The sequence below is a fragment of the Paraburkholderia sp. RL17-368-BIF-A genome, assembly GCF_046054045.1.
GTDB lineage: Bacteria > Pseudomonadota > Gammaproteobacteria > Burkholderiales > Burkholderiaceae > Paraburkholderia > Paraburkholderia graminis.
Genome location: NZ_JARESN010000027.1, coordinates 41,448 through 66,225 on the forward strand (window position 1 = coordinate 41,448; position 24,778 = coordinate 66,225).

General features: G+C 61.5%; 24 protein-coding genes. 11 read left to right on the forward strand and 13 right to left on the reverse strand.

The features are described 5' to 3' along the window. Positions 1-72: 72 nt before the first annotated feature. Positions 73-1,068, reverse strand: coding sequence for a pca operon transcription factor PcaQ (gene pcaQ, locus P0D87_RS29860; RefSeq protein ID WP_053859641.1), 996 nt, complete (start codon positions 1,066-1,068; stop codon positions 73-75). Positions 1,069-1,174: 106 nt separating this feature from the next. Between pcaQ and pcaH the strand changes: the two genes are divergently transcribed. Both pcaH and pcaG read left to right on the forward strand, forming a co-directional pair. Continuing rightward, a complete protein-coding gene (pcaH, locus tag P0D87_RS29865; RefSeq protein ID WP_006047708.1) occupies positions 1,175-1,879 on the forward strand; it encodes a protocatechuate 3,4-dioxygenase subunit beta in 705 nt (234 codons plus the stop codon). A gap of 3 nt (positions 1,880-1,882) precedes the next feature. Then, complete coding sequence (gene pcaG / locus P0D87_RS29870) at positions 1,883-2,470, forward strand: protocatechuate 3,4-dioxygenase subunit alpha (protein WP_053859642.1); 588 nt, start codon at positions 1,883-1,885, stop codon at positions 2,468-2,470. A gap of 153 nt (positions 2,471-2,623) precedes the next feature. Here pcaG and P0D87_RS29875 read toward each other — a convergent pair whose 3' ends face one another. Further along, on the reverse strand, positions 2,624-3,856 hold the full coding sequence (locus P0D87_RS29875) for a serine hydrolase (protein ID WP_053859643.1): 1,233 nt from the start codon (positions 3,854-3,856) through the stop codon (positions 2,624-2,626). Between the two features lie 167 nt (positions 3,857-4,023). Then, positions 4,024-4,290, reverse strand: coding sequence for an H-NS histone family protein (locus P0D87_RS29880; protein ID WP_053860776.1), 267 nt, complete (start codon positions 4,288-4,290; stop codon positions 4,024-4,026). 451 nt (positions 4,291-4,741) lie between these two features. Between P0D87_RS29880 and P0D87_RS29885 the strand changes: the two genes are divergently transcribed. The 4 genes from P0D87_RS29885 (at position 4,742) to P0D87_RS29900 (ending at position 8,165) form a co-directional block, all read left to right on the forward strand. Further along, positions 4,742-5,377 carry a LysE family translocator gene (locus tag P0D87_RS29885; protein ID WP_006047704.1) on the forward strand — a complete coding sequence of 212 codons (636 nt, stop codon included), beginning with the start codon at positions 4,742-4,744 and terminating at the stop codon, positions 5,375-5,377. Positions 5,378-5,684: 307 nt separating this feature from the next. Then, complete coding sequence (locus tag P0D87_RS29890; protein WP_006047703.1) at positions 5,685-5,888, forward strand: cold-shock protein; 204 nt, start codon at positions 5,685-5,687, stop codon at positions 5,886-5,888. Between the two features lie 291 nt (positions 5,889-6,179). Beyond that, a complete protein-coding gene (locus P0D87_RS29895; protein WP_029971551.1) occupies positions 6,180-6,404 on the forward strand; it encodes a hypothetical protein in 225 nt (74 codons plus the stop codon). Positions 6,405-6,605: 201 nt separating this feature from the next. Next, positions 6,606-8,165, forward strand: a complete 1,560-nt coding sequence (locus P0D87_RS29900) for a methyl-accepting chemotaxis protein (RefSeq protein ID WP_053859644.1) — start codon at positions 6,606-6,608, stop codon at positions 8,163-8,165. 101 nt (positions 8,166-8,266) lie between these two features. On the opposite strand, the gene P0D87_RS29905 is transcribed toward P0D87_RS29900, so the two are convergent. The 4 genes from P0D87_RS29905 to P0D87_RS29920 all read right to left on the reverse strand — a co-directional run bounded on the left by P0D87_RS29905 (position 8,267) and on the right by P0D87_RS29920 (position 11,125). Next, positions 8,267-9,409, reverse strand: coding sequence for a porin (locus P0D87_RS29905; protein WP_006047700.1), 1,143 nt, complete (start codon positions 9,407-9,409; stop codon positions 8,267-8,269). 782 nt (positions 9,410-10,191) lie between these two features. Next, positions 10,192-10,365: a hypothetical protein gene (locus tag P0D87_RS29910; RefSeq protein ID WP_006047699.1), complete on the reverse strand. Its 174-nt coding sequence runs from the start codon at positions 10,363-10,365 to the stop codon at positions 10,192-10,194. 165 nt (positions 10,366-10,530) lie between these two features. After that, positions 10,531-10,737: a hypothetical protein gene (locus P0D87_RS29915; protein ID WP_053859645.1), complete on the reverse strand. Its 207-nt coding sequence runs from the start codon at positions 10,735-10,737 to the stop codon at positions 10,531-10,533. Positions 10,738-10,900: 163 nt separating this feature from the next. Then, entirely contained in the window at positions 10,901-11,125 is a 225-nt protein-coding gene (locus P0D87_RS29920; RefSeq protein WP_408637102.1) for a hypothetical protein, read from the reverse strand. An 18-nt stretch (positions 11,126-11,143) separates the two neighbouring features. On the opposite strand from P0D87_RS29920, the gene P0D87_RS29925 reads away from it, so the two are divergent. The 3 genes from P0D87_RS29925 (at position 11,144) to P0D87_RS29935 (ending at position 14,653) form a co-directional block, all read left to right on the forward strand. Further along, positions 11,144-12,463, forward strand: a complete 1,320-nt coding sequence (locus P0D87_RS29925; protein ID WP_053859647.1) for an MFS transporter — start codon at positions 11,144-11,146, stop codon at positions 12,461-12,463. A 40-nt stretch (positions 12,464-12,503) separates the two neighbouring features. Then, positions 12,504-13,454 (forward strand): dihydrodipicolinate synthase family protein, encoded by a 951-nt coding sequence (locus P0D87_RS29930; protein WP_408637103.1) that lies wholly within the window; start codon positions 12,504-12,506, stop codon positions 13,452-13,454. Between the two features lie 107 nt (positions 13,455-13,561). Then, the gene (locus tag P0D87_RS29935) at positions 13,562-14,653 is read left to right on the forward strand and encodes a LacI family DNA-binding transcriptional regulator (RefSeq protein ID WP_006047695.1); all 1,092 of its coding nucleotides are present in this window, start codon (positions 13,562-13,564) and stop codon (positions 14,651-14,653) included. On the opposite strand, the gene P0D87_RS29940 is transcribed toward P0D87_RS29935, so the two are convergent. The 5 genes from P0D87_RS29940 to P0D87_RS29960 all read right to left on the reverse strand — a co-directional run bounded on the left by P0D87_RS29940 (position 14,650) and on the right by P0D87_RS29960 (position 22,919). Beyond that, the gene (locus tag P0D87_RS29940; protein WP_053859649.1) at positions 14,650-15,867 is read right to left on the reverse strand and encodes an aminotransferase-like domain-containing protein; all 1,218 of its coding nucleotides are present in this window, start codon (positions 15,865-15,867) and stop codon (positions 14,650-14,652) included. The two genes, P0D87_RS29935 and P0D87_RS29940, sit on opposite strands and share 4 nt — an antisense overlap. A gap of 50 nt (positions 15,868-15,917) precedes the next feature. Continuing rightward, positions 15,918-17,090 carry an NAD(P)/FAD-dependent oxidoreductase gene (locus tag P0D87_RS29945; protein WP_053859650.1) on the reverse strand — a complete coding sequence of 391 codons (1,173 nt, stop codon included), beginning with the start codon at positions 17,088-17,090 and terminating at the stop codon, positions 15,918-15,920. Between the two features lie 147 nt (positions 17,091-17,237). Beyond that, positions 17,238-18,737, reverse strand: a complete 1,500-nt coding sequence (amaB, locus tag P0D87_RS29950; RefSeq protein ID WP_053859651.1) for an L-piperidine-6-carboxylate dehydrogenase — start codon at positions 18,735-18,737, stop codon at positions 17,238-17,240. Positions 18,738-18,817: 80 nt separating this feature from the next. Next, the gene (locus P0D87_RS29955; protein ID WP_053860777.1) at positions 18,818-21,853 is read right to left on the reverse strand and encodes an FAD-binding and (Fe-S)-binding domain-containing protein; all 3,036 of its coding nucleotides are present in this window, start codon (positions 21,851-21,853) and stop codon (positions 18,818-18,820) included. A 37-nt stretch (positions 21,854-21,890) separates the two neighbouring features. Continuing rightward, entirely contained in the window at positions 21,891-22,919 is a 1,029-nt protein-coding gene (locus tag P0D87_RS29960; RefSeq protein WP_029971541.1) for a DUF1338 domain-containing protein, read from the reverse strand. Positions 22,920-23,032: 113 nt separating this feature from the next. On the opposite strand from P0D87_RS29960, the gene P0D87_RS29965 reads away from it, so the two are divergent. Continuing rightward, complete coding sequence (locus P0D87_RS29965; RefSeq protein WP_006047689.1) at positions 23,033-23,938, forward strand: LysR family transcriptional regulator; 906 nt, start codon at positions 23,033-23,035, stop codon at positions 23,936-23,938. 25 nt (positions 23,939-23,963) lie between these two features. Here the strand turns inward: P0D87_RS29965 and P0D87_RS29970 are convergent, their stop codons facing one another. After that, entirely contained in the window at positions 23,964-24,131 is a 168-nt protein-coding gene (locus P0D87_RS29970; protein ID WP_107710921.1) for a YajG family lipoprotein, read from the reverse strand. 368 nt (positions 24,132-24,499) lie between these two features. Here P0D87_RS29970 and P0D87_RS29975 point away from each other — a divergent pair, with 368 nt between their 5' ends. Continuing rightward, positions 24,500-24,748 carry a hypothetical protein gene (locus P0D87_RS29975; RefSeq protein WP_006047687.1) on the forward strand — a complete coding sequence of 83 codons (249 nt, stop codon included), beginning with the start codon at positions 24,500-24,502 and terminating at the stop codon, positions 24,746-24,748. Positions 24,749-24,778 lie beyond the last annotated feature (30 nt).

Sequence of the window (24,778 nt, forward strand, 5' to 3'; positions counted from 1 at the left end):
CAAACACCGTGAGTCGGGCGCTCGAATATCCGGTGCTCCGGTGAGCGCAATGAGCCTGAAACGCCAACTCTGTTACTTCGCCGCCGTGCGGCGCATCCGCTTGCGCACAGGCTTGCTCGCCGGTTTGCCACCGCTCGCAGCCATCCTCGATTGCGCGACCTCTCGCACCGCGTCGATAAACGCACGCCCCACCGGCGAAGGCTGCGTGTCCGAGCGCCGGATCAGACCGACAGGCTCGTCGGTGCCCGCAAACGGCAACGGCAAACGCACGAACATGCCGTGCGCCAACTCGTACTCCACTGCACTCAGCGGCACGAACCAGACGGCGTCGTTCTCGAGCGTCAATGCACGCCCCGTCGACACCGACAACACTTCGACAAACGCTGACAACGGCAGCACGCCCCATGCGCTCAGCAGACTGTCCGCCGACTGCCGGATCAGCGTGCCGAACGGCGGCAACACCACCGGGAAATCCTGCAATGCGGCGGACGGCAACCCCGGCGTGTCGCCGAGCGGATGCCCCGCCCGCACGACGGCGATCAGCGGTTCGCTGAACAACTGCTCGAAGCTGAGGCCGACCATGCGCTCGGGATCGGCGAGCCGGCCGACTGCGAATTCAATCGTGCCCGCTTTCAGACGCTCGAGCAATTCCGGGTTCGCGCCGGTTGCCAGACGCACGATCACGCGCGGCCAGAGCGACGCAAACCGCTTAAGGACAGGCGGCATCAGCGCGGCGGCGACGGTCGGCAGAATTCCCACTTCGAGCGTGGCCGCGGCGGCGCCTTCGGCGCGCGAAAGCAGATCGACGCCTTGCCGCAATGCGCTGACGCAGGCGCTCGCGTGCGGCATGAAGAGTTGCCCTTCGCGCGTCGGCACGGCGCCGTGACGGCCGCGTTCGAACAGTTTCACGCCGAGAATGGCTTCGAGTTCCGCGACCGTCTTGGAGACGGCGGGCTGGGTGATCGACAGGCTGTCAGCCGCCCGCTGGACGCTGCCGAACTGGGCCACGGCCAGAAAGCATTGAAGATGACGGAATTTGACGCGACTGTCCGCGAGGCTGCGTTGCATAGCGGCAGGTTATACGAAAAACGCCAAAACGTCATTTTTCATAACCGGACAGTTTGGATAAAGTGGCCTTATAAGCTCTATCCCACAATTGCCGAAGGAGACATCGATGGACGATTCCTTTCTCAGCGCGCGCGATTTCGCGTCGCATCCCGAGTACATTTATCCCGGCTACGGTTCGTCGGTTAAACGCGGTCCCACGCGTCCGCTGATTCCGTTGAAGGAAAAGCTGCGCGATCAGCGCGTGCCCGTCTACGGCACCGAAGACCTCGGCGCGCTCGACAACGATCTGACCCGCAACGCCGTGCGTAATGGCGAGCCGCTTGGCGAACGTATCATCGTGACGGGCCGTGTGCTCGACGAGGGCGGCCGGCCGGTGCGCAACACGCTCGTCGAAATCTGGCAGGCGAACGCGGCGGGCCGTTACGTGCACAAGGTCGATCAGCACGACGCGCCGCTCGATCCGAATTTTCTCGGCGCGGGCCGCTGCATCACCGATAACGAAGGCCGTTATCGCTTTCTGACGATCAAACCCGGCGCGTATCCGTGGGGCAATCATCCGAATGCATGGCGCCCGAATCACATCCACTTCTCGCTGTTCGGCGAGCATTTCGGTTCGCGCCTCGTCACGCAAATGTATTTTCCGGGCGACCCGCTGCTGGCGTTCGATCCGATCTTCCAGGGCACGCCGGAGCATGCGCGTGACCGGCTGATAGCCAACTTCTCGCTCGACACGACGCAAGAGTCGTACGCGCTCGGCTACGACTTCGACATCGTGCTGCGCGGCCGCAACGAAACTCCGATGGAGCGCTAAGCCATGACCACTCTCAAGCAAACGCCCTCGCAGACGGTCGGACCGTACTTCGCGTACGGCCTGTGCCCGCAGCAATACGATTTCGACTTCAAGAGCCTGTTCACGCCCGTTCTCGCGGACCGCGAGGCGGCCGGCGAGCACATCACGATCGTGGGCCAGGTGTTCGACGGCGACGGCAACGTGATCGGCGATGCGATGCTCGAAGTGTCGCAAGTCGACGCGGACGGCCGCTATCCGGAATCGCGCGAGGACATCCTGAAGACGGGTTTTCGCGGCTTTGCCCGCGTCGGCACGGGCACGGACCCGCACAAGCGCTTTGTCGTGGAGACGATCAAGCCCGGCCGCGTGAGTGCGGACGAAGCTCCGCATCTGAACGTGATCGTCACGATGCGAGGCATGCTGCTGCACACGTTCACACGCATTTATTTCGAGGACGAAGCGAATGCCAATGAACGCGATCCGGTACTGGCAGCGGTTCCGGCCGATCGCCGCGATACGCTGATCGCGCGGCGCGACGCGAATACGGCGAACGTGTATCGCTTCGACATCCACATGCAGGGCGACAAGGAAACGGTTTTTTTCGACCTGTGACGCGGAATCCCTACACTTTCATATAGCTTTCGCCTACACTGAAAGCGATCCGTCAAGCGACTGGATCGCGAAACTCCGAGTAGTTGAGCCCGCCTTAGTGCGGGCTTTTTTTGCGTCCGCTGAAAATGCAGGCTCGATCTGCAGGCTTGATCATCACAACGAGCAACGCAGCCAGCGGCGGATTCTGATCACGTCCGCAATATGATCGTGCGGACCTGGCGCGCCGAGCACGACAATGTCGATCGGCCTGCCGTGCACGATCATTCGCACGACAACGCAGTGTCCCGCCTCGTTAATGAAGCCGGTTTTCTGCAATACGATCGACCGGTCGCCGCTTCTCACCAGCGCATTCGAGTTGTGATAACTCAAACGCGCGCGCGGACCGCCAGGAAATACCCACTGGTCGCGGTCGGTCGAATACGCGCGAATCAGCGGATAGCGGCTGGCGGCCGCCACGAGCCGAGCCAGGTCGCGCGCCGTCGACACGTTATGCGGCGACAAGCCCGTGCCGTTTACAAACGACGTATGACGCATGCCGAGCGCGCGCGCCTTGGCGTTCATCGCGGCCACGAAGCCCGGTCTGCCGCCGGCGTAATCGCGGCTCAACGCGGCAGCCGCGCGATTTTCCGACGACATCAGCGCAATGTGCAGCATGTCGTGGCGCGACAAAACCGAGCCGACGCTCAGACGCGAACCTGTGAACTTGTCGAAATCCTGATCTTGGACGGTGACGTTCAGCGGTGCATCGAGTGCGTGCCGTGTGTCGAGCGCGACGACCGCCGTCATTAGTTTGGATACCGAAGCGATCGGCATCACGCGATCGGCCTGCTTTTCGGTGAGCACGGTTTGCGTTCGTTCGTCGACCACGAAGACTGAACGCGCGCGCAGCAATGCGCGGGACTTTGGCGTATATCCGCAGCGGGGCAACAGGCGGAGCCCCGCATGGGCCCCATGTGCGGTATTCATCGATGTGCGCGATGCGGGTTCTCGAGGCTGCCGGTTGCGATGCGCGGTCACTCCGGCAGTACGCCGTCCATTGCGCGGCTCGCGCGCAATGCGTGCGGCGTGGCGGCGCGATTTCGGCGCGAGCTTGCTTGCGTGCATGGAACGCTCGTCGTCGGTGACATGCTTGCGCCTGTGCGCCTTGCGCGTGGCAACCTTGTTCGCTTTGCCGGCGCTTCGCGCTTTGGCCTTCGACGTATGCCGCGCGGGCGGCGAGATATGACGGCTCACGCGAACCGACGCATGCCGAACAGGCTCGTGAGTCGCGCCGAAGGTCCAGCCGACGTTCAGGCACAACAGGCCGAGCACGGCGACATAACGGAGCCACGCAGCAAAACGGAATTCAGGGAATGACGATGAAGGAGTGGGTCGACGGTACGGCATGCAGCTTCCAGTTCTGTGCCGCGCGCGCCCGTGATGAAGAACTGCAGCGGAGCGCGTGGCCGGCAACGACCCGGGGATGTTAAGGGAGATCGCGCACACGATCAACGGCAAATATGCACGCCGGTTCGTCGTAAGCGGCGTGGATGCCGCGACAGCACCGCGAACGCTTAGCAGCGAAAGTGGTCGATGTTCTGTCCGGCGTAAATGGCGCGCGCGAGCCAGTCGGGCTTGTCGCCGTGGCCGTCCCACGTATTGCCGAACGCGTCGCGATACATGACCGCGCGCGTCGCGGCGACGTCTGCGGCTATCGACTCGCCGAGCGCTTCGATCGTGACGCCGTATTCGTCCATGCGCCGGCGTATCCACGCGATCAGGCGCTCACGCGCATTCCCGTCGAGGTCGAACAGCCTTTGTTGTTCTTCTCGCTCTTTCATCATGACCGGTTGCAGCTAATAATGTTTGTGATGGAAATAAAATGGCTTGGCTAAAAGAACGCGAAGCCTATGCGCTATTCACGCATGATTGAGATGAGCCGCGTGCAATTGAGCTTGCAATGCCTCTCCCGATGCGCAAAGAAACGCATCTGGAAATCATGCCCAGCAAGTCTCGGATTTAAGGGGAATTCGCCGCTACTGCTTGAATCGCACCGCGCTTGCCCGGAGTCCCGAAGCATCTTCAGCGTATGAAACCAATTCTAGCATTCAAACAATTCTGCTTGCAGCCAGCGTGTACTTCTTTGCATTGCGCGGCGCTTATTGTTTATTGCATTGTGAATATCGCCGATGTGAAACCGATTCAATAAAGCAGAAGCGGCACGCTCACGCCCGTGCTATGTTTCGGCACATCCTCTGTTCATACTCAGTGGAAACGCAAAGGAGACACGCCATGCCTGCCTCAACCGCCATCCTCACTATTCTTGCCGCGCTGCTGTTAGGCGCGATGAGTCCGGGACCGAGTTTCGTCATCGTCGCGCGCAATGCGATTGGTCTGTCGCGCGGCGACGGTCTGGCAACGGCGCTCGGCATGGGCATCGGCGGCGTGTTTTTTAGCGGCATTGCACTGCTCGGCTTATACACGTTGCTGGCGACCGTCGAATGGCTTTATATCGGCCTGAAAGTGGCCGGCGGGCTTTACCTCATTTATCTGGCCTCGAAGATCTGGCGCGGCGCGGCCAAACCGCTTGCGTTCGACGCGACGCAAAGCGTGCCGACCAATCCACGTCGATCTTTCTGGATCGGTCTCAGCACGCAACTCAGCAATCCCAAGACAGCGGTTTATTACGGCAGTATTTTCGCGGCGCTTTTGCCGCAGCATCCGCCGCTCTGGTGTTATTTCGCGTTGCCGCCCGCCATCTTCGCCATCGAAGCGGGCTGGTACACGATCGTCGCCTTGTGCTTTTCGAGCAAGCGCCCGCGCGAAATCTATCTGCAGTGGAAAGCGTGGATCGATCGCATCGCCGCGAGCGCCGTTGCAGCACTCGGCTTACGTTTGATCGTGACCGCGCACAAGGTCGGCATCTGACATTGTGCGGACCAACGGCTTTGCTTGCATCGACGAAAAGCCGTTGGCCGGGAACAGGACGGCTATCAGGGCGGCATTGCCAGGCCGCGGCGGGCTGCGAGCGAACAACTCTCCAACGATAGTTACAAGATAAGTGTTGACGCCGGTATGCCCCAGCGGTTACTGTTGCATCCGAAGTTCAAGAAGTTCGATTGCTGTTCATCAATGTCTCGCTCCCTCAGCGGTATTCGTTGTCCTCTCCCTCCTTGACGCTTCAGCCGCTCTTTCGCAAGAGCATATTTTCTATTTCTTTCCTCAAGGATTCTTCATGGATACCGGTACCGTTAAGTGGTTCAACGACAGCAAAGGCTTTGGCTTCATCACCCCGGACAAGGGCGGCGACGACCTGTTCGCGCACTTCTCCGAAATCAGCGGCAACGGCTTCAAGACGCTCGCTGAAAACCAGAAGGTGAGCTTCGAAACCAAGCAAGGCCCGAAGGGTCTGCAAGCGGCCAACATCACGCCGCTCTAAGCAAAGTTTGAAGGGCTCGGTGTCCGGCAACGGACATCGGGCTGCAGCGACATCCTCGCGGAGCTTCGTCTCCCACAGTTGGCGCGCGATCGCTTCAGAGTTGCAGCTATGTCGGCAACTCGCCCGAGCGCCAAACGCCTCGTTGCACCTCATTCCCCTTTCGGCTTCAACGCCCTTTTAGCTTTCCGGCTGCGTACTGATTCGGCTCGCAATGGCTTTGAATCGGCTCGTCCGCGCGACTCAATGACAGTTCGCATGGCGGCCGCGCACCCGTACATTATTAAAATACAAATGCAAAACAAACATATTCATCATTACAACGGCTATGCCGTCCAACCTTCGGCGCATCGTTTGCCCGATGGCACCTTCTCGTCCAACCTGCTGCTCGAACGCGCCGACAGCGCGCGCGCGGATGGCCTCTACCAGTTCTATTCGCTCGACTACTTCGCCGACGAAGAACAGGCATTGGAGCATTCTGCACGTTGGGCACGCGAGTGGGTCGATACGCGCGGTTGACGCCACGATAAGCGCGCGAAGTCAGAAGCTCTGATCTATTGCCGCTTATCGTCAAAAGCACAGGCCAGAACGGCCACGCTTTTCCTGCCCAATTTATCGGCACGCGGATAAAGAATCCGCTTCGACAGCCGTTATGCGAACTATGGCGCGGCCTCGCCCGCGCTCCCTATTTCGCGCTCAACGCACTGTCGAATCCGATAAATGAACCGTCTGACACTAAAACAGAAGTTGTGGGTGCCCCTGCTGCTTTGCTGGGTAGCGCTGCTGATCGTGACCGTCGTCAACGCGCTCGAAGCGCGTAGCGCACAAATGGACGCGCGTCGCTCGGCGCTTGCCGACGTCACGGACATGGCGGCGTCGATCGTCGCGGACTACGCGAAGCAGGCGGACGCCGGCAAGCTTTCCGTCGACGACGCGAAGCAGCAGGCCATTGCCCGCGTGACGGCACAGCGTTATGGCAAATCGGGCTACGTGACGATCGTACGCAGCGACTCCGTAATGGTCGCTCATCCGATGAGCCCGCAGCTCAACGGCAAGGACATGAGCGGCTTTCGCGACGCAAAGGGCTCCGCGCTCTATCACGACATCGCCGCGGCGGGCGGCTCGTCGGCCGGCTCGGGCTACCTGCGTTACTGGTGGCCGAAACCCGGCGAGACCAAACCCAGCGAAAAGATCGGCTACGTGAAGCGCTTTGCGCCGTGGAACTGGGACTTCATCGCCGGCGCCTATATGGACGACATTCAGGCGCAGTTCTACGAGACGCTGCTGCGCTCGGGCGGCATGCTGCTCGTACTCGGCGTGCTCGTGTCGTTCGTCGCGTCGCGCGTGGTGCGCAATGTCTCGCGTTCGATCGGCGGCGAGCCGTCCGCGGCGGCGGAGATCGCCATGCGCATCGCTCGCGGCGACCTCGCGACGCCTATCGACTTGCGTCGCGACGATACCTCCAGCCTCCTCTTCTCACTGCGCGAAATGCGCGATCAGCTCGCGGCCACCGTCGCGCGCATCAAGAATTCGGCCGAGACAATCACGGTTGCTTCGAAGGAAATCGCCGCGGGCAATCTGGATTTGTCGAGCCGCACCGAAGAACAGGCGGCGTCGTTGCAGCAAACCGCCGCCAGCATGGATGAACTCACCAAAACCGTCACGCAGAACGCGGACAACGCGGCGACCGCGTCCGAACTCGCGAGGGACGCGTCGAGCATCGCCGCGCGCGGCGGCGAGGTCGTCAACGACGTTGTCGAGAAAATGGCCGGCATTACCGATAGTTCACGCAAGATCGGCGAGATCATCAGCGTGATCGAGGGCATTGCGTTTCAGACGAACATCCTCGCGCTCAACGCCGCGGTCGAAGCCGCGCGCGCCGGCGAAGAAGGCCGCGGTTTCGCGGTAGTCGCGGGCGAAGTGCGCAATCTCGCGCAGCGCAGCGCGACGGCGGCCAAGGAAATCAAGGTGTTGATCGACCAGTCCGTCGAGCAGGTCGGCGAAGGTTCGACGCTGGCCGGCAAGGCCGGCAGCACGATCGGCGAGGTCGTCGAGGCGGTGCGCCGCGTCACGGCGATCATGAACGAAATTTCGGCGGCGTCGAAGGAGCAAAGCTCCGGCATCGGCGAAGTGAACCTCGCGATTCGCCAGATGGACGACGTCACGCAGCGCAACGCCGCGCTTGTCGAGCAGGCCGCGGCCGCCGCAGGCTCGCTGGACGAGCAGACCGAGCGGCTGCGCGAGGCCGTCGCAGTGTTCAGGGTCGGGCAAGCCGGCTGATCTTTGCCGACGACACACGCACGCCCACACGTTTCTCGCACGCATAAAAAAAGGTGCCGCGAACGGCACCTTTTTGTACAACAAGCAGCTTCTGGTGAAGCTTAGAAGCGGTGACGCAGACCGACCGTAGCAGCCGTCTGGTTCTTCGACGACGACGGAGCTTGCGTGATATCGCCGCTGTAGATCGAAGCGACACCGCCGTCGCCCATTGCGTGCTGGTACACGGCTTGAGCGTAGACGTCCGTACGACGCGACAGCGAGTAGTCAGCCTGCAGGCCGATCTGGTGGTAACGAACCGAGGTCGAGCCACCGTTTGCGGCAACGCCATAGCCCTTGCCGTCGGTGAACGTGTACGCCACGCCCAGGCCGAGAGCCGGGGTCAGGTTGTACTTGCCGTTGACTTCGTAGTTGTTAGCGCGCAGCGATTGCTGAACACCTGCAACGTTGTCGATACGCGATTGCGTCCATGCCAGACCGACAGTTGCCGGGCCGAACGAGTACGAACCTGCCGCGCCGAATTCGCGCTGACGGAAGTTGCCCGTCAAGCCTGCGAACGCGCCGTCCGAAGCGCCGCCGTTGCTAGCCGTGCCTGCTGCGTTCGTTGCGCCCGGGTTGTTCTGCTGTGCGTAAGCAGCGCCCAAACGCAGACCTTGCCACTGGTAAGCAGCGCCCAAGCTGTATTCGCGGTTGTTTGCGAATGCGCCAGCCTGGTTCGAGAAGCCGTACGTGCCGCCGAACGTGAAGCCAGCGTAGTTAGCGCTCGAGTACTTGACCGAGTTGTTGACTGCAAAGCCGCCGTTCGTGTTCAGGTTGTCGTTGTTGAACGGGTGCGCGAAGTACGTGCCGCCCCAGCTGCCCGTTGCGGTCAGCGGTGCCAGGTAGTCTTGCGCTGCGTCGTATTGACGGCCCAGCGTGACCGAACCGAATTGCGCGCTCGACAGACCGACGAATGCCTGACGGTTGAACATGCCGTTGTTGTTAGCGAAACGGCCGTTGTTGATGTTAAAGCCGCTTTCCAACGTGAAGATTGCCTTCAGGCCGCCACCCAGGTCTTCCGAACCGCGCAGACCGAAACGGCTCTGATCGATGCCGCCGCTGCCGGCTGCCCACTTCGAGTTGTGAGCAACGTTGCTCGTGTAGGTCACGCCAGCGTCCAGCAGGCCGTACAGGGTAACGCTGCTTTGTGCGTGAGCAACGGATGCGAACGATGCGGCAACCGCAACGACGATGAGACTCTTTTTCATGCGTGGGACTCCTGTTCGATAAATTTTCGTTGGGGAGCGGGACCAGCCTCGGCGGTGCACGGAGGCGCCGCCGCCCTTGACGCCGCCCCGTTCTGGGACGGCCGGGCACCCTTGAAACGAAGCGTGAGTGTAGGGGGTCACCCTAATAGCGGCGCGCGCAATTCACGCAACACGGTCTTGCCCGATCCGCAATAATCGGACGGCCGTTTCCGCTAAGTTATTGTTTTTGGAGAATTAACCGGAATAAGGGACAGGCGGGCCGACTGCCTTCGCCATAAAATATTTGCAACTTTTCAATAACTCAAGTTGCGCAAATGCAACAGGTTGTAATACGCGCGAAGCAATACGGGGAGCAGGCGGGCAATTAACCGCTCGCGGAGTTTGCTTATTAATTAAGCAGCATTGCCAGCGGGCAATGCGCGGTTAGGTTTATTTACGAATTCGGGGAACTAAATCGAATTAATACTGTCTTCTCGCGTGGATTGCCTATTAAAACCGTATCCCGTTCTCGCGCAGAAAATGAAGAGCCGCCCATTAGGCGGCTTATTGCGGTTGCGGAATGACGCCGCACTCACATTATTCGATGCTGATAAGTGAATGATAAGTGAAGCCTTCAGCACGGGCGTTGCCCGGAGGTGAACTGCGGCGCCGACCGCCGCGTGACAAACCCGGTGCTGAAAGCGGACGGCAATGCATCGAACAGCCTTCCATCTACATTAACGGCACGGCCGTTCGCCTTTTCACGAGTAGTTTCCCCAATTCCGTCGGCTGGACTCCGTGATCTAGGAGTCGTCTTCGGGCAGCCCGAGCGCGTCCTCGTCCTCCGGGGAACTGCCGGGCGCCAGCGGATCGGTGTCGGGCGGCGTGTCCGGCAACGGACGCGGCTGCTCTTCCGGCGCATCGAGCGGCTGGTTCGACGGGTCGGCAATGGGGTCGATGGTGGGATCGGTTTGCATGGTCAGCCTCCTGCGGATGGGAACATCTCCCACCGTGAGCCGCGCAACGGCTATTCCCGCGGTGTGCCGCTTCAGCGGCTTGGGCCGAAGCCCTTGATCGTCGATGTAGAAACTGCGCTTGCGCGTAGCGGAAATTTCCCGCGTCGTTGCTGCGACGACATTCCTTTAAGGGCGATCCGCGCCGGACGTCGTCGGATTATCGGCGGCGCCTGTCAGAAAAGGCTCCAGCCCAAACAGCCACGCAAAGCAGAACGTGATGCACGCCAGCAGGCTGAGTTGACGCGACGGCGCACCGTCGACGACGCCGTGCAACGGCGTGACGAGCACGGGCTGGGACTGTGAAAACTCTGTAGCGGTGTGGTCTTGTGGCATGGCGGTTCTCGTTATTTGACTTCTATCTGTGAGCCGAGCTTTAGCAAGGTGCGTGCCGCGCTTGCCACTGTTGCTATTAGCGCTCGAGGTCGGTGTTTACCCGTCAACCGCGTTTTTCAACTTGCACACACGCCCAGTGCGACACAAAATGTAAGCGCTATCATCACGACGAATCCACCTTAGATGCGGGCGCCACCGCGTTTAAACGCCGCGCGACGACTCGCAATGTAAGCGCTAACACAACACCCGAACGCAGCAACGACTGCGGCAGCAGCAAAGCAAGACAAGCCGCCAAGGCCCCGAACCACTGCGCGCCGCCCGCCACGACGCGCAACATCCGCCCGCCCGGCATCGCATCGGCGCGGTCGCCCAGCAAAACCGCAAACATGAAACGGAGACGACGATCATGAGCGCAACCCCGAGCCACGAGCAGGCCCCGCCCACCATCCGCCGCGCGCAGGTCGTGGCGCTCACGCTGCTGATGGTGAGCGGCATCGTCAACTATCTGGACCGCGGGACGCTCGCCGTCGCCAATCCGTTGATCCGTCACGACATGGGCCTGACGCTCGGGCAAATGGGCCTGCTGCTTTCGGCGTTCTCGTGGAGTTATGCGCTGTTTCAGTTGCCAGTCGGCGGACTCGTCGACCGGATCGGACCGCGCAAGCTGCTCGGCATCGGCCTGATCGTCTGGTCGCTCGCGCAGGTGGCCGGCGGCTTCGTGTCCACCTTCGGCTGGTTCGTGCTTGCGCGGATCGTGCTCGGCATCGGCGAAGCGCCGCAGTTTCCGTCGGCGGCTCGCGTGGTCAGCAACTGGTTTCCGCTGCGCGCACGCGGCAAGCCGACCGGCATCTTCAATTCTGCGTCGCCGCTCGGCACCGCACTCGCGCCGCTTTGCCTCTCGGTGCTGGTCGTGAATTTTCACTGGCGCTGGGCGTTCATCGTGACCGGCGTCGTGGGGCTGATCGTCGCGGCCGTCTGGTTCGCGCTCTATCGCGACCCGGCGAAAGCGACGATGAGCGAAGCCGAGCGCCTCTATCTGGAAGGCGACGAAGCGGACCGCAAGTCGCAGCCGACCGTCACGTTCGCGGAATGGCGGTCGCTCTTTTCGCACGGCACGACGTGGGGCATGCTGATCGGCTTCTTCGGCTCCGTCTATCTGAACTGGGTCTACCTGACATGGCTGCCCGGCTATCTGACGATGGCGCGTCACATGAGCCTGATGCACACCGGCGTGGCCGCGTCGGTGCCGTTTTTCTGCGGCTTTCTCGGTTCGCTCACGGCCGGCTGGTTCTCCGATCTCATCACGAGCCGCAGCGCGAGCCCGGTCGCGAGCCGCCGTAATTCCGTGGTCATCGCGATGCTCGGCATGGTCGCGTTCACGATTCCGGCCGCGCTCGTGCAGAGCAATACGCTCGCGATTGTGTGCATCTCCGTGGTGATCTTTCTGGCCAACGCGGCGTCCGCCAGTTCGTGGGCGCTCGCGACAGCGGCCGCGCCGCCGAACCGCGTCGGCTCGCTCGGCGCGATCCAGAACTTCGGCGGCTTTCTCGGCGGTGCACTCGCGCCCATCTTCACCGGCTACATCGCGCAGACCTGGTCGTTCGTGCCCGCGCTATTGACGGCCGCGGGCATCGCGTTCATCGGCGCAATGAGTTACCTGCTGCTGGTGCGCAAACCCATCGCCGACGAACCCGCCGCCAACGAACCGATGCAGGCGCCGGCATGAGCGCGCCGGACTCACGAACCCACTTCAGGAGCATCACACCATGACAAACGCGCAGCAAACTACCTCGTCAATTGAAGGCATCGTCCCGGTGATGCTGACTCCCTTCGACGACTCCGGCGCAATCGACTACCCCGGCCTCGAACGTCTGATCGAGTGGTACATCGCGAACGGATCGGATGCGCTCTTTGCAGTCGCGCAGTCGAGCGAAATGCAGTTCCTCACGCTCGCCGAGCGCGGCGCGCTGGGGCGCTTCGTCGTCGAGAAAGTCGCGGGCAGAATTCCTGTCGTGGTTTCCGGCCACATCAGCGACGATCCCGACGCGCAAGCCGAGGAACTCTACGTAGCCGCGGCCACGGGCGCGCAAGGCGTCGTGCTCGTGACCAACAGACTCGACCCCGCTCGCGAAGGAACGCAGGCATTCGCCGCGAATCTCGAGCGGCTGCTCGCGCGCCTTCCGTCGGACGTGCCGCTCGGTCTCTATGAATGTCCCGCACCCTACCGACGGCTTCTTTCGGATGACGAACTAAAGCTCTGCATCGACACCGGTCGCTTCATCATGCTGAAAGACGTAAGCTGCGATCTGCCGACGGTCAAGCGCCGCGTCGCACTTGCAGAGGGCTCGTCGCTGAAGATCCTCAACGCCAACGCGGCCATTGCGTGGGACGCGATGAAAGCCGGCTCGGCGGGCTTTAACGGCGTGTTCACGAACTTCCATCCCGACCTGTACAAATGGCTGCGCAACGACGCGGCGCAAGATCCCGCACTCGCCGAAGAACTCGCGACGTTCCTCGTGCTGGCTGCCGTCAGCGAATCGCTCGGTTATCCCGCGCTTGCGAAGATGTACCACCAGCGCATCGGCACGTTCGGCTCGATCCGCTGCCGCGTGATCGACTACGACGTGCGCGAACGGTTCTGGGCGCTGGATGCGATCCTCGACAAGATCGTCGCCGGCACCGAGCATTTTCGCGCGCGCATCGCGGCGCTCCGCTAGTACTGCGCGCGCTATGCCGCGCCATGCGTTCCATCGCCGCGATTACGCTGTGCGAAGCGCGGCGGTAAGATGGCAGGCTTCCCGCTTCGCGTTTGCTTTTCGAACTCATGTCCGACACGCCCGAGTCACCTGCTTCCACTGCCCGAACCCAGACGAACCGCGTGCGCCGCGGCACGGGCCGCACGGTGCTGTCGGACGTCGCGAAGCTCGCGGGCGTTTCGACGGCGACCGTATCGCGTGTCTATAACGAGCCCGAGAAAGTATCCGCCGCCGTGCGCGAGCGCGTCGAGCAGGCCGCCGTCACGCTCAACTGGTTTCCCAACGCCGCCGGCCGCGCGCTCGCGTCAACGCGCAGCCACATTGCCGGCATCATCATTCCCACGCTCGACGATCAGGTGTTCGCGTCGCAGGTGAGCGGCATGCAGGCCGCGTTCGCGGCGCGCGGCATTACGCTCGTGCTCGGCTGCTCGAACTACGATCCCGCGCAGGCGCTCGTGCAGGTGCGGGCGATGCTCGCGCGCGGCGCCGAGGCGATGGCCGTGGTCGGCGAAGCGCATCCACCCGAACTCTTCGACGCGTTGCGGCTCTACCGCGTGCCGTATGCGGTGACGTACGCGTATCGCAAGGAAAGCCCGCACGTTTGCATCGGTTTCGATAATTTCGCCGCCTATGTGCAGATGACCGAGCATCTGATTGGCCTCGGTCATCGCTCGTTCGCTGTGTGCATCCAACCGACGCGCGACAACGACCGCGTGCAGGCGCGCGTCGCCGGCATTCGCGCGACGCTCGAACGCCACGGCCTCGCGGTGCGGCCGGAACACATGTGCGAAGGCGAATCCACCATTGCATTCGGGCGCCGCAGTCTGCGCGCCATCTGGGAAGCGCCATGCGAACGTCCGACTGCGATCATCTGCGGCAACGATCACATCGCGCTCGGCGTGCTGCGTGAAGCGCAAGAACTTGGCATTGCGATTCCCGATGAACTCTCGGTGACGGGCTTCGACGACCTCGAAATATCCAAAGCGATTCGGCCGACGCTCACGACAATGCGTGTGGACACCTATGAAATCGGACAGCTCACCGCGCAACATCTGCTCGACGCGCTCGACGGCAAGCGGCCGCAACGCAGCCATGAAGTGCGCGCGCTGCTGCATGTGAGAGAGTCGTCGGGGCCGGCGGCTACGCGCGCGGCCGGCTAAGCACCGCCCGCCACTACCTCGCCATATGCGCGCTTGAGCCGCGCTACGCCTTCTTCGATGTCGGCAATACCCGGCGCTGCAAACGACAGGCGCAGCGACGCAGCGTCGACGTTGTCCGCGAAAAACGCCTTGCCTGGCACGAACATCACCTTGTTGCCGATCGCACGTTGAAGAAGCGCGGACGCGTCGATGCCGTTGCCGCTCTCACTCAAACGCGCCCACACAAACATGCCGCCTTCGGGCCGATGAAACTCGAGCGCATCGCCGAGTTGTGCGTGCAGTGCGTTGCATAGCGCCTCGCATTTGCGTCCGTACATTGCGGTAATGCGCGGCAGATGCCGTTCGAGCGCGCCGTCGGCGAGGTATTCGGCGGCGATGGCTTGCGTCCACGGCGCGCTGCAAAGGTCGACTGTCTGCTTGGCGATCACGCAACGGCGCGTGATTTCCGCGGGTGCAATCGTCCAGCCTACACGCAGGCCGGGCGCAACGATCTTCGAGAGGCTCGCGAAATGAACGACCCAGTCACGCGCGCCGTCGACTTCGGACGCAAGAGAAAGGATTGAGGGCACGGCTTCGCCGGAAAAACGCAGGTCGCCGTATGGATCGTCTTCGACGATAAGGAACCGGTACTGCACCGCCAGCTTCAGCAATGCGATGCGGCGCTCGCGCGTAATCGTTGCGCCTGTGGGGTTCGCAAACGTGGGCACTGTGTAGAGCAGCTTCGGTCGCGCGAACGTACCGGACGCAAGAAGCGTGGCGAGACGGGCGACGTCGAGGCCGTGCGCATCGACGGGAACCGTAACGATTTTTGCCTGCTGAAGCCGAAGTGCCTGAAGCGTCGCCGGATATGCAGGCTGCTCGGTCAACACGACATCGCCAGGACTCACCAGCACGCGAAGCAACAGGTCGAGTCCTTGTTGCGATCCGGTTGTGACCAGCATCTCGTTCGGCTCGCACGATACATTGCGGCGCGCCATCAACTGGATGAGTTGGTGCTTGAGTAAGGGTAGCCCGTCGGTGGGTCCGTATTGAAGACACAGGTTCGGGTCGTGATACGCGCGGGCCGCTGCTTGCTTTAGACCGTCTACATCGAACAGATCGCTTGCGGGATAGCCGCCGGCAAACGAAATCATGCCGGGCTCGCCGAGATACTTGAACAGTTCGCGAATCGGAGAGCCCGAGGGATTCTGGAAAGGCGCGGTGAATTCGTACATGTTGTGATGGGCTCGAAGCGGGCGATCAGACTACGTGGATAAAACGCGCGCTACACCACGTTCTTTTCCACAATAGGACGGTTTTCCAGCAAGCGCTGCCAACTCAACGAAGAGAGATCGAGCGACACATAGCGTCCGTTCAGAATCAGCTCGCTCACACCGCGCCCCGTCGCCGGACCTTGCTGAAGACCATGTCCGCTATAGCCATTGGCAAACACACAGTTTTCGATCTGCGGGTGATAGCCGATGATCGCGTTATGGTCGAACACGTTGTACTCGTAGTAGCCCGACCAGCAGTTCTCGACACGCAGCGCCTCGAACTCCGGTACGCGATGCGCGAGCGTCGGCCAGATGACGTCGTCGAAAAGCGCGTGATCGACTTCGTCGAGCGGCAGATCGTCCGGGTCGTTATCCGCGCCCGGCGATGTGCCGCAAATATAGGTCTTTCCTTCAGGGCGGAAGTACACGCCAGTCGGGTCGATCAGCAGCGGACAAGCTTCGAGCCGCGCCGGCGACGACACGTTGAAAATGCTGCGGCGGCGCGCGAACACCGGAATGTCGATGTCCATCATGCCGGCGATCTTGCGCGCCCACGCGCCGGCGGCATTCACTACCGTATCGCATGGATAGCGCTCGCCGTTGCCGGCGATTACGTGAGTAATCTTGCGGCCCTCGCGAACCACGCCTGTTACGTCGGCCGCGACATAGCGCGCGCCGAGCGACTGCGCTTTCTTGCGAAGCGCCTGCACGAGCCCGTAGCCGTCGAACCATCCTTCGCCGCTTTCGCCGAATGCACCCGACACGAGATCTTCGACATTCAGCCACGGGAATCTCGCCTTCAGCGTTTGCCGGTCCATCAGATTGATGTCCGCGCCAAGGCTCGTCTGCAACGCGTGATTCTCGCGCAGCGTTGCATCGCCGGCGGGCGTCGCGAGAAACAGATAGCCGCCTTCATGCAGATCGATCGACGGCCTATTCCCGTCCACTTCGAGAAGCTCGCCGATATTGCGCAGAAATTCGATGCCGTACAGCGACATCTGAATCGATAGCGGCGTGGAAAACTGCTGCCGGATCGAAGCGGCCGATAACGCCGACGACGACCTCGCATAACTCGGATCGCGCTCGATCACCGTCACCGAAACCGTCGGATCGGAAGCGCGCAGGAAGTAAGCGATAGAACTACCGATAACGCCGCCGCCGACAATAACGACTTGAGAACTCAAGACTTGCTCCCGATTGCACACGGCGAGGCGATTTAAAAACCGCCAGCCGACGCAGAATAATCGACCTTGCTCGACAGACCCGCAAAAGCGGGGCCGGCTTAAAAAAACGGCCGTCTCGCAACGGCCGTTATATTCAAAGAAACCCGCTTAACCGATATTGAAGTCGATGCCCTGGGCAAGCGGCAGTGCCGACGAATAGTTGACCGTGTTGGTCGCGCGGCGCATATACGCCTTCCACGAGTCGGAGCCCGATTCGCGCCCGCCGCCGGTTTCCTTTTCGCCGCCGAACGCGCCGCCGATTTCCGCGCCGCTCGGTCCGATGTTCACGTTCGCAATACCGCAGTCGCTGCCCGACGCCGACAGGAATCGCTCGGCTTCGCGCAGGTCTGTAGTGAACACGCACGAAGAAAGGCCGTGCACGGCTGCGTTATTGCCGTCGATCGCGTCGTTGAAGTCGCTGTACTTCAGCACGTAAAGAATCGGCGCGAAGGTTTCCTTCAGCACGATCGGCGTTTGCGAAGGCATCTCGACAATGGCGGGGCGCACATAGAACGCCTTCTCATTGCCGGCCACCGCGTGACGCTCGCCGCCGAATACCTTGCCGCCTTCGCTCTTCGCCTGTTCCAGCGCGGCCTGCATGCGGTTGAACGACTGCTCGTCGATCAACGGTCCCATCAGCACACCCTGCTCCAGCGGATTGCCGATCACGACTTTGCTATAGAGCGTCTTCAGTCGCTCGACGGCCTTGTCGTACACGCTTTCGTGAACGAACAGGCGGCGCAGCGACGTACAGCGCTGACCTGCCGTGCCGACCGCCGAAAAGACGATGCCGCGCAGCGCCAGTTCCAGATCGGCGGTGCCCGAGACGATGCCTGCGTTATTGCCGCCGAGCTCGAGAATCGAGCGGCCGAAGCGGCGCGCCACTTCGACGCCGACGGTGCGGCCCATTTCCGTGCTGCCCGTCGCGCTGACGATATTCGAGCGCGGGTCCGCAACCAGTTTCGCGCCGACATCGCGGCCGCCATTGACGACGCGCGTCAGGCCTTCCGGCGCATCGCCGAATTCCTTCAACGCGTCTTGCAGGATTTTGTCGACGGCAAGCGCGGTGAGCGGCGTTTTCTCGGACGGCTTCCAGATCACCGCATTGCCGCACACGAGTGCAAGCGCCGCATTCCACGACCACACGGCCGCCGGAAAATTGAACGCGGAAATGACGGTGCACACGCCCATTGGATGCCACGTTTCAGCCATGCGATGCCCCGGGCGCTCGGACGCGATGGTGAGGCCGTAAAGCTGACGCGACAGGCCGACCGCGAAGTCGCAGATGTCGATCATTTCCTGCACTTCACCGAGGCCTTCCTGAAGAATCTTGCCGGTCTCGAGCGTGATGATGCTGCCGAGCGCATGCTTCTGCTCGCGCAGTTTGTTGCCGAGCAGGCGCACCAACTCTCCGCGGCGCGGCGCGGGCACGCTGCGCCAGCTTGCATAAGCCTTCTGCGCGTTAGCCAGCGCGGCGTCGACGTCGGCAACCGTGTTGCTCGCGACGCGGCCGATGAGTTCGCCATTGATCGGCGAGTGAACGGCGATGTCGCCCGCTTCCGCGAGATGGGAAATGCCAAGTTCGGAGAGAATTGTCGATGCTTTCACGATTGAGACCTCTTTGAATTTCCAATACGAAATTTTGGTACGTTCGGAAACTATACACGCCCCGGTTTTAGGCGGCAACACTAAGCGTGCGGCGTGGGTTGCGCGGCGTGCGCGGGTTGCGAGCCGTCATTTCTGATCGGAAATGGCGCCGTCTGCGGCATCTGTTCGAGTGCCTTCATGACCAACTGCGCGATATGCAGCGTTTGTCGGCCCGCTCCCTGCTCGATCTGCTCCCGACAACTAAAGCCGTTCGTCACGACAATCGCTTCAGCGTGAGCGTTGCGCACGAGCGGCAAGAGCTTGTCTTCGGCGATTTTCATCGACAGTTCGTAGTGGTCGGCACTGAAACCGAACGAACCGGCCATGCCGCAACAGCCCGTGTCGAGCAGCGTCCAGCGCGCGCCCAGCTTGTCGAGCAATGCCGTGTCGCCCTTCATGCCGAAGATCGACTTCTGATGGCAATGTCCATGCACGACGACATCCGCGTCGAGCTTTGGCCATTCGAAATCAGCGCGCGCGACAAAGTCGGCGAACAGAAACGTCTGGTCCGACAGCCTCTTTGCAACAGGGTCGTCGGGAAGCTGCTTGAGTAGTTCGTCCTTGAAGATGGACAGGCATCCGGGTTCGAGTCCGACTACCGGCACACCGGCTTTGATGTCGTCGGCAAGTTCATTCACGGCGCTGCGGAGCAGAGTGCGCGCTTCGTCCAGCAGCCCATAGTCGTACAACGGCCGGCCGCAGCAAAGGCGCTTGCGCGGCAATACAACGTGATAGCCGATGCGCGTCAACACCTCGACTGCGGCCGTCGCGATCTCGGGCGAGAAGTGGTCGTTGAACGTGTCGACCCACAAAATGACCTTGCGTGAAGGCTCATTTGCCGCGGCGCTGCCGACCTTCACGCGACGCGCCTCGGTAGCGCGGAACGTGCGCGGTGCAAAGACCGGCAGATGCCGCTCGCGAGCCACGCCCGCGATCCACTTGCCGATATGAGCCAGCGGTTTCGCCGACGTCATCAAATTGGTCACGCGCGCAAAGCGGCTCGCAAGCGGCGCCCACTGACCGATGCGGCCCATGAACATCGCCTGACGCGGCCGACGATGCCGCTCGTAGTAATGCGACAGAAATTCGGCCTTGTACGAGGCCATGTCGGTATGCGTCGGACAATCGGATTTGCAGCCCTTGCACGCGAGGCAGGTGTCGAGCGCCTCTTTTACCTCGGTGCTGTTCCAGCCGTCCTCGATTACTTCGCCCTGAAGCATTTCCCAGAACAGATGCGCGCGGCCACGCGTCGAAAACTTCTCCTCGCGCGTCGCGCGAAAACTCGGGCACATCGTGCCGCCGTCGAGCGAACGGCACTTACCCATGCCGATGCAGCGTTCCACCGCGCGCTGCATGCCGTCGCCCTCGCGACTCGCGAACGTGAGCTTCGTTGTCAGCGTGACCGGCTTATAAGCGGGACCCATGCGAAGGTTTTCATCGGCGCGATACGCATGAACCACCTTGCCGGGATTCATGCGATTGAGCGGGTCCCAGATCGCCTTGAATTCCTGCATCGCCTGCAAGATTTCGGGTCCATACATGATGGGCAGAAACTCGGCCTTGGCCTGGCCGTCGCCATGTTCGCCCGACAGCGAGCCGCCGAAATCGACCACCAGTTGCGCCGCCTCGCGCAGAAAGCTTCGCCATTTGCCGACGCCTTCGGCGGTACGAATATCGAACGTGATGCGCGCATGCACGCAGCCGTCGCCGAAGTGACCATACAGGCACGTCTCGTAACCGAAGCGGTCCACGAGCGCCTGAAACTTGCGCAGATAATCGCCGAGCCGCAGCGGATCGACTGCCGCATCTTCCCAGCCGACAATCGGGTCGGGCTTCGACGGATCGATCGACAAAGCGACCGCCGACGCGCCCGTCTCGCGTATCGACCAGATCTTCTGCTGCTTGTGCTTGTCTTCGACGACAAGCCCGCTGATATCCGCGCCCGCCGCGCCTGACTTGAAGTACGCAGCCGCGTCGTTCGCTTGCGTGAGCGCGTCGGCAACCGTGTCCGAACCGAATTCGAGCACGACCCATGCGTCGCCATCCGGCAGCAGCGCGATTTCGTCGCTCTTTAAACCGCGCGCCTGCAAGCCGCGAATGATCGCGCGGTCGAGTCCTTCAATCGCGATCGGCGAAAAACGGTTGAAGTGCGGGACGGCATCGGCGGCGGTATAGATGTCGTTGAAACCGAGCACGAGCAGCACACGGCACGCCGGGCTATGCACGAGACGCACCTTCGCTTGCAACGTCACCGCACAGGTGCCCTCGGTGCCCACGAGCGCACGCGCGACGTTAAAGCCGTTTTCCGGCAGCAACTGATCGAGATTGAAGCCGGACACGCGGCGTCTGATTTGCGGAAATTCGCCGCGGATGCGCTCGGCGTAGCGGTCGCGCAAGTCGCGCAACTTCGCGTAGATTTCGCCTTGGCGTCCGCCTGTCGCGATGATCTCGTCCAGTTCCGCGTCGCTGGTCGGGCCGACCCAGAAGCGGGCGCCGTCATACGTCGCGATCTCCAATGCCTCGATATTCTCGACGGTCTTGCCGCCCATTACCGAGTGTGCGCCGCATGAGTTGTTCGCGATCATTCCGCCGAGCGTGCAACGGCTGTGCGTGGCAGGGTCCGGCGCAAACGTGAGGCCGTGTTCCTCGGCCGCATCGCGCAGCGTGTCGCAGATCACGCCCGGCTCGACGATCGCCGTTCTGCCTTGCGGATCGACGCTGACGACGCGATTCACATACTTGCTCGTGTCGGCCACGACCGCGACGTTTACGCACTGCCCGTTTTGCGACGTGCCGCCGCCGCGCGTCAGAAACGGCACGTCGTTGCGGCGGCAGACTTCGAGTGCTGCGACGAGATCGTCCACGTCCGCGGGCACGACGGCGCCCAACGGAATCTGCCGATAGTTCGACGCATCCGATGCATACAACGCTTTCGAGCCCGCGTCGAAGCGCACTTCGCCTCGCAGCGCGGCGCGCAGATCGGCCTGGACGTGTTCGAGCAGGCGCGTGCTTGCGACGAACGGTGCGGCCGGCAACGGCGCGGCGGGCTTTGATGCATTTGCGGGTGCGTCGCTCATCGCTCCCTCGACCGTTTCGTTCAGCGCATTATCCACTCTACTGCGCCGCGTTCGCGGTCATTTTGAAAATGCCTTGTGCGTTGCCGGCATCGAAACGCAGATCGGTTACCCAGCTACGCGATGCCTGATCGAACGTGCGCTTACGCGTGATGAACTCGTAGAACGAACCCGGAACATCGCGCGTGACGAGCTTGCCGCCGACGGACCTGAACTGACGCTCGACCGTATCGGCGCGATAGGCCGTCTGAAACACGCGGCCGGAGCGCGAACGCTCGACCTCCGGCTTCATCGGCCGGCCCTTGTTCTTCTCTTCGTCCGAAAGCGTGAAGACGTCTTCGACGCGATCCGTCGCGTGATTGAACGCATTGCCTTCGGTTGAAATCCATGCCATTTCCGCCGATTCGCGCAACAGCACTTCGTAGTCCGCCTCGTTCGGCACATCGTGCTGACGCGCAAACGCGCCGACAATCACCGGCAGCAGCTTGTGAGCCGCGTCCATAGGAAGCGAGCCTTCGCGCTCGAGCTCCCAAAGCTGCGAAACGGCGAGCGGCGTCAACGGATCTTTCGACGAACTCACGACATTCGTCACCGCCTGCTGGAATTCCGCGGAGAAGCGTTCGGGATGCAACTCGCTCACGAAGAACTGCGCGATTTCGTCCGGTGCATCTTCGTGCGCGTACGCGCGGCCGGTCATGCCCAGTTTGTCGAGCGGATAACGGCCATTCAGCTTGAAGCCAAGCGGCCGGAGGATGCGGGTAAACGCCGCCTCGCCTGGAGGCAATGCGCCGTTGTTGTCCCAACGCACCGTGCGCAATGCGCCGTGATCGAAGTAGACGGAACCGCCGTTCGCGATTGCCTCGTTCGTGTAAGCGCGGCCATTCGGCGAACGCTCGAGCAGATCTTCGAACAGCGCCATGTTCATGGCCTGGGCGAGTTCGGCGCGCGTGACTGTGCCGTCTTCCCAGTCGCTCAGTGCGGTTGGGAATGTCAGCGTCGTAAACAGCGACTCCGTTTTTTCCGGACCCAGCAGCTTCAATAACAGGCGTTCGACGTTCGAATTGCGCATTGGTTTTTCTCTCACTACGGGCTAGCCCGACATACGTGAACCGCATTATTCAAACTGTTGCGCACCTCGTAAAGCGAGATTAAATTGTCACTTGATGACTTTTCGGAACTAACATGCGCAAGTTCAAGATTCCCAACATGAGTGCGCTGCTCGCCTTCGAAGCCGCCGCGCGGCACGAAAGCTTCACTCATGCGGCAAAGGAACTGTTTCTCACGGAGAGCGCGATCTCACGGCAGATCGCGACGCTCGAATCGAATCTCGGCGTGCGTCTTTTCGTTCGCTCGAAGCAGCGCGTGATGCTCACTCGCGCCGGACGTCTATATGGCACACAGGTGCGCCGCGCGCTGGAGAATCTGGATCGCGACACGCTGTCCATCATTGCGCACGGCAGCGGCGGCGGCTACCTCGAACTCGCGGTGCTTCCCACGTTCGCGTCGCAATGGCTGATTCCGCGAATGAAGGATTTCAACGACCGCAATCCGGACGTTCGAATCAACATGGGCATTCGCACCGACCTGTTCTCTTTCGAGGAGTCGCATTTCGAAGCCGCCATTCACTATGGCAAGCCGACGTGGCCGGGCACGTCGTCGGACTATCTGTTCGGCGAGGAAGTCGTGCCGGTGTGTGCGCCGTCGCTGCTTGCAAAGCGCATCCGCAAGCCGCACGAACTGCTGAATTATCCGCTGCTGCATTCCACCACGCGCCCCGATGCCTGGTCACGCTGGTTCGCCAATCTCGGCGTCGAAGACAACGCCACGATGCAGGGCGTGCGCTACGAACTGCATTCGATGCTGATCAGCGCCGCCGCCGCAGGGCTCGGCATCGCGCTGGTGCCCAAATTTTTCGTCGACGAACAACTGACGCAGTTGGGTCTGGTGATTCCGTTCGCCGCTACGGCGGTCGAAGAATCCGCGTACTACCTGGTCTATCCAACCGAGCTCAGTCACGGCAAACCACTGGAACTGTTCAGGACATGGCTGCTCGAGGAAGCCGCCGCGTACAACGCGCAAAGCCGCTGATGCACGCGGCCCGACTCCCTCACGATCAGCAGTTCCCCTTCTTCGCCTGTCCCGGTGGACAGAAACCATTGCCCGGACCGCCCTGAGGATGGCCTTGCGGCACGACGACCACGCCCGGCGAATCGGGCACATAAAGCGCACAGCCGCTCAACAGCGCGGCGCTTGCAGCAAACAGGCAAAGGATTTTTTTCATGAGGTTCCCCGGCGAAGGGCTTGCGCGACGAGCGGAAATTCAAGCACGCACGTCGGCGTTTTAAACACGGTTTTCATTGGCGATTCCTCCATCATCGTTGTTGTGCCCTGAAGGATATGGAAACTCTACGTAAAAGAGATCGGCCAATTTGAAACGGACGGTAACTTCGGCCGATTTGACATTCTTTGTCATAACGGGTGAGACTGGGACTCGCGGCTCGCATATCATGCTTTCTGAGTGAGCTAAAACGTAGCATCCGCGCTTTAGCGGCGTGGTTAATAGCCGATCAAATTGGTTATTTGCCGCATTTGGACTAAGGTTTAGTAGCTCTTGGTTACACAACAAGAACGAACGTTGCGAGGTGAGGCATGCACACGCTAATCGACCTGGAGATCGCGCATCTTGCGCGAGTCATGAGTGCATCAATGGCCGGAGATCTCGCGGGGCCCATTCTGCCGGCCGCCTACTGGCGCGAGCGGCTTCATCAACTGCTCGATTCTCAGCACCTGACCAATGCGCAATTGCGTTCTATCGACGTCCTTCTGCTCCAACTGGACGAACTCGAAGCGCAAAGCTCGAATAGCCACGCTCACGGCGTCGCAATCAGCACGAGCTAATAATCCACAATACGCCACAATAAAGCGCGC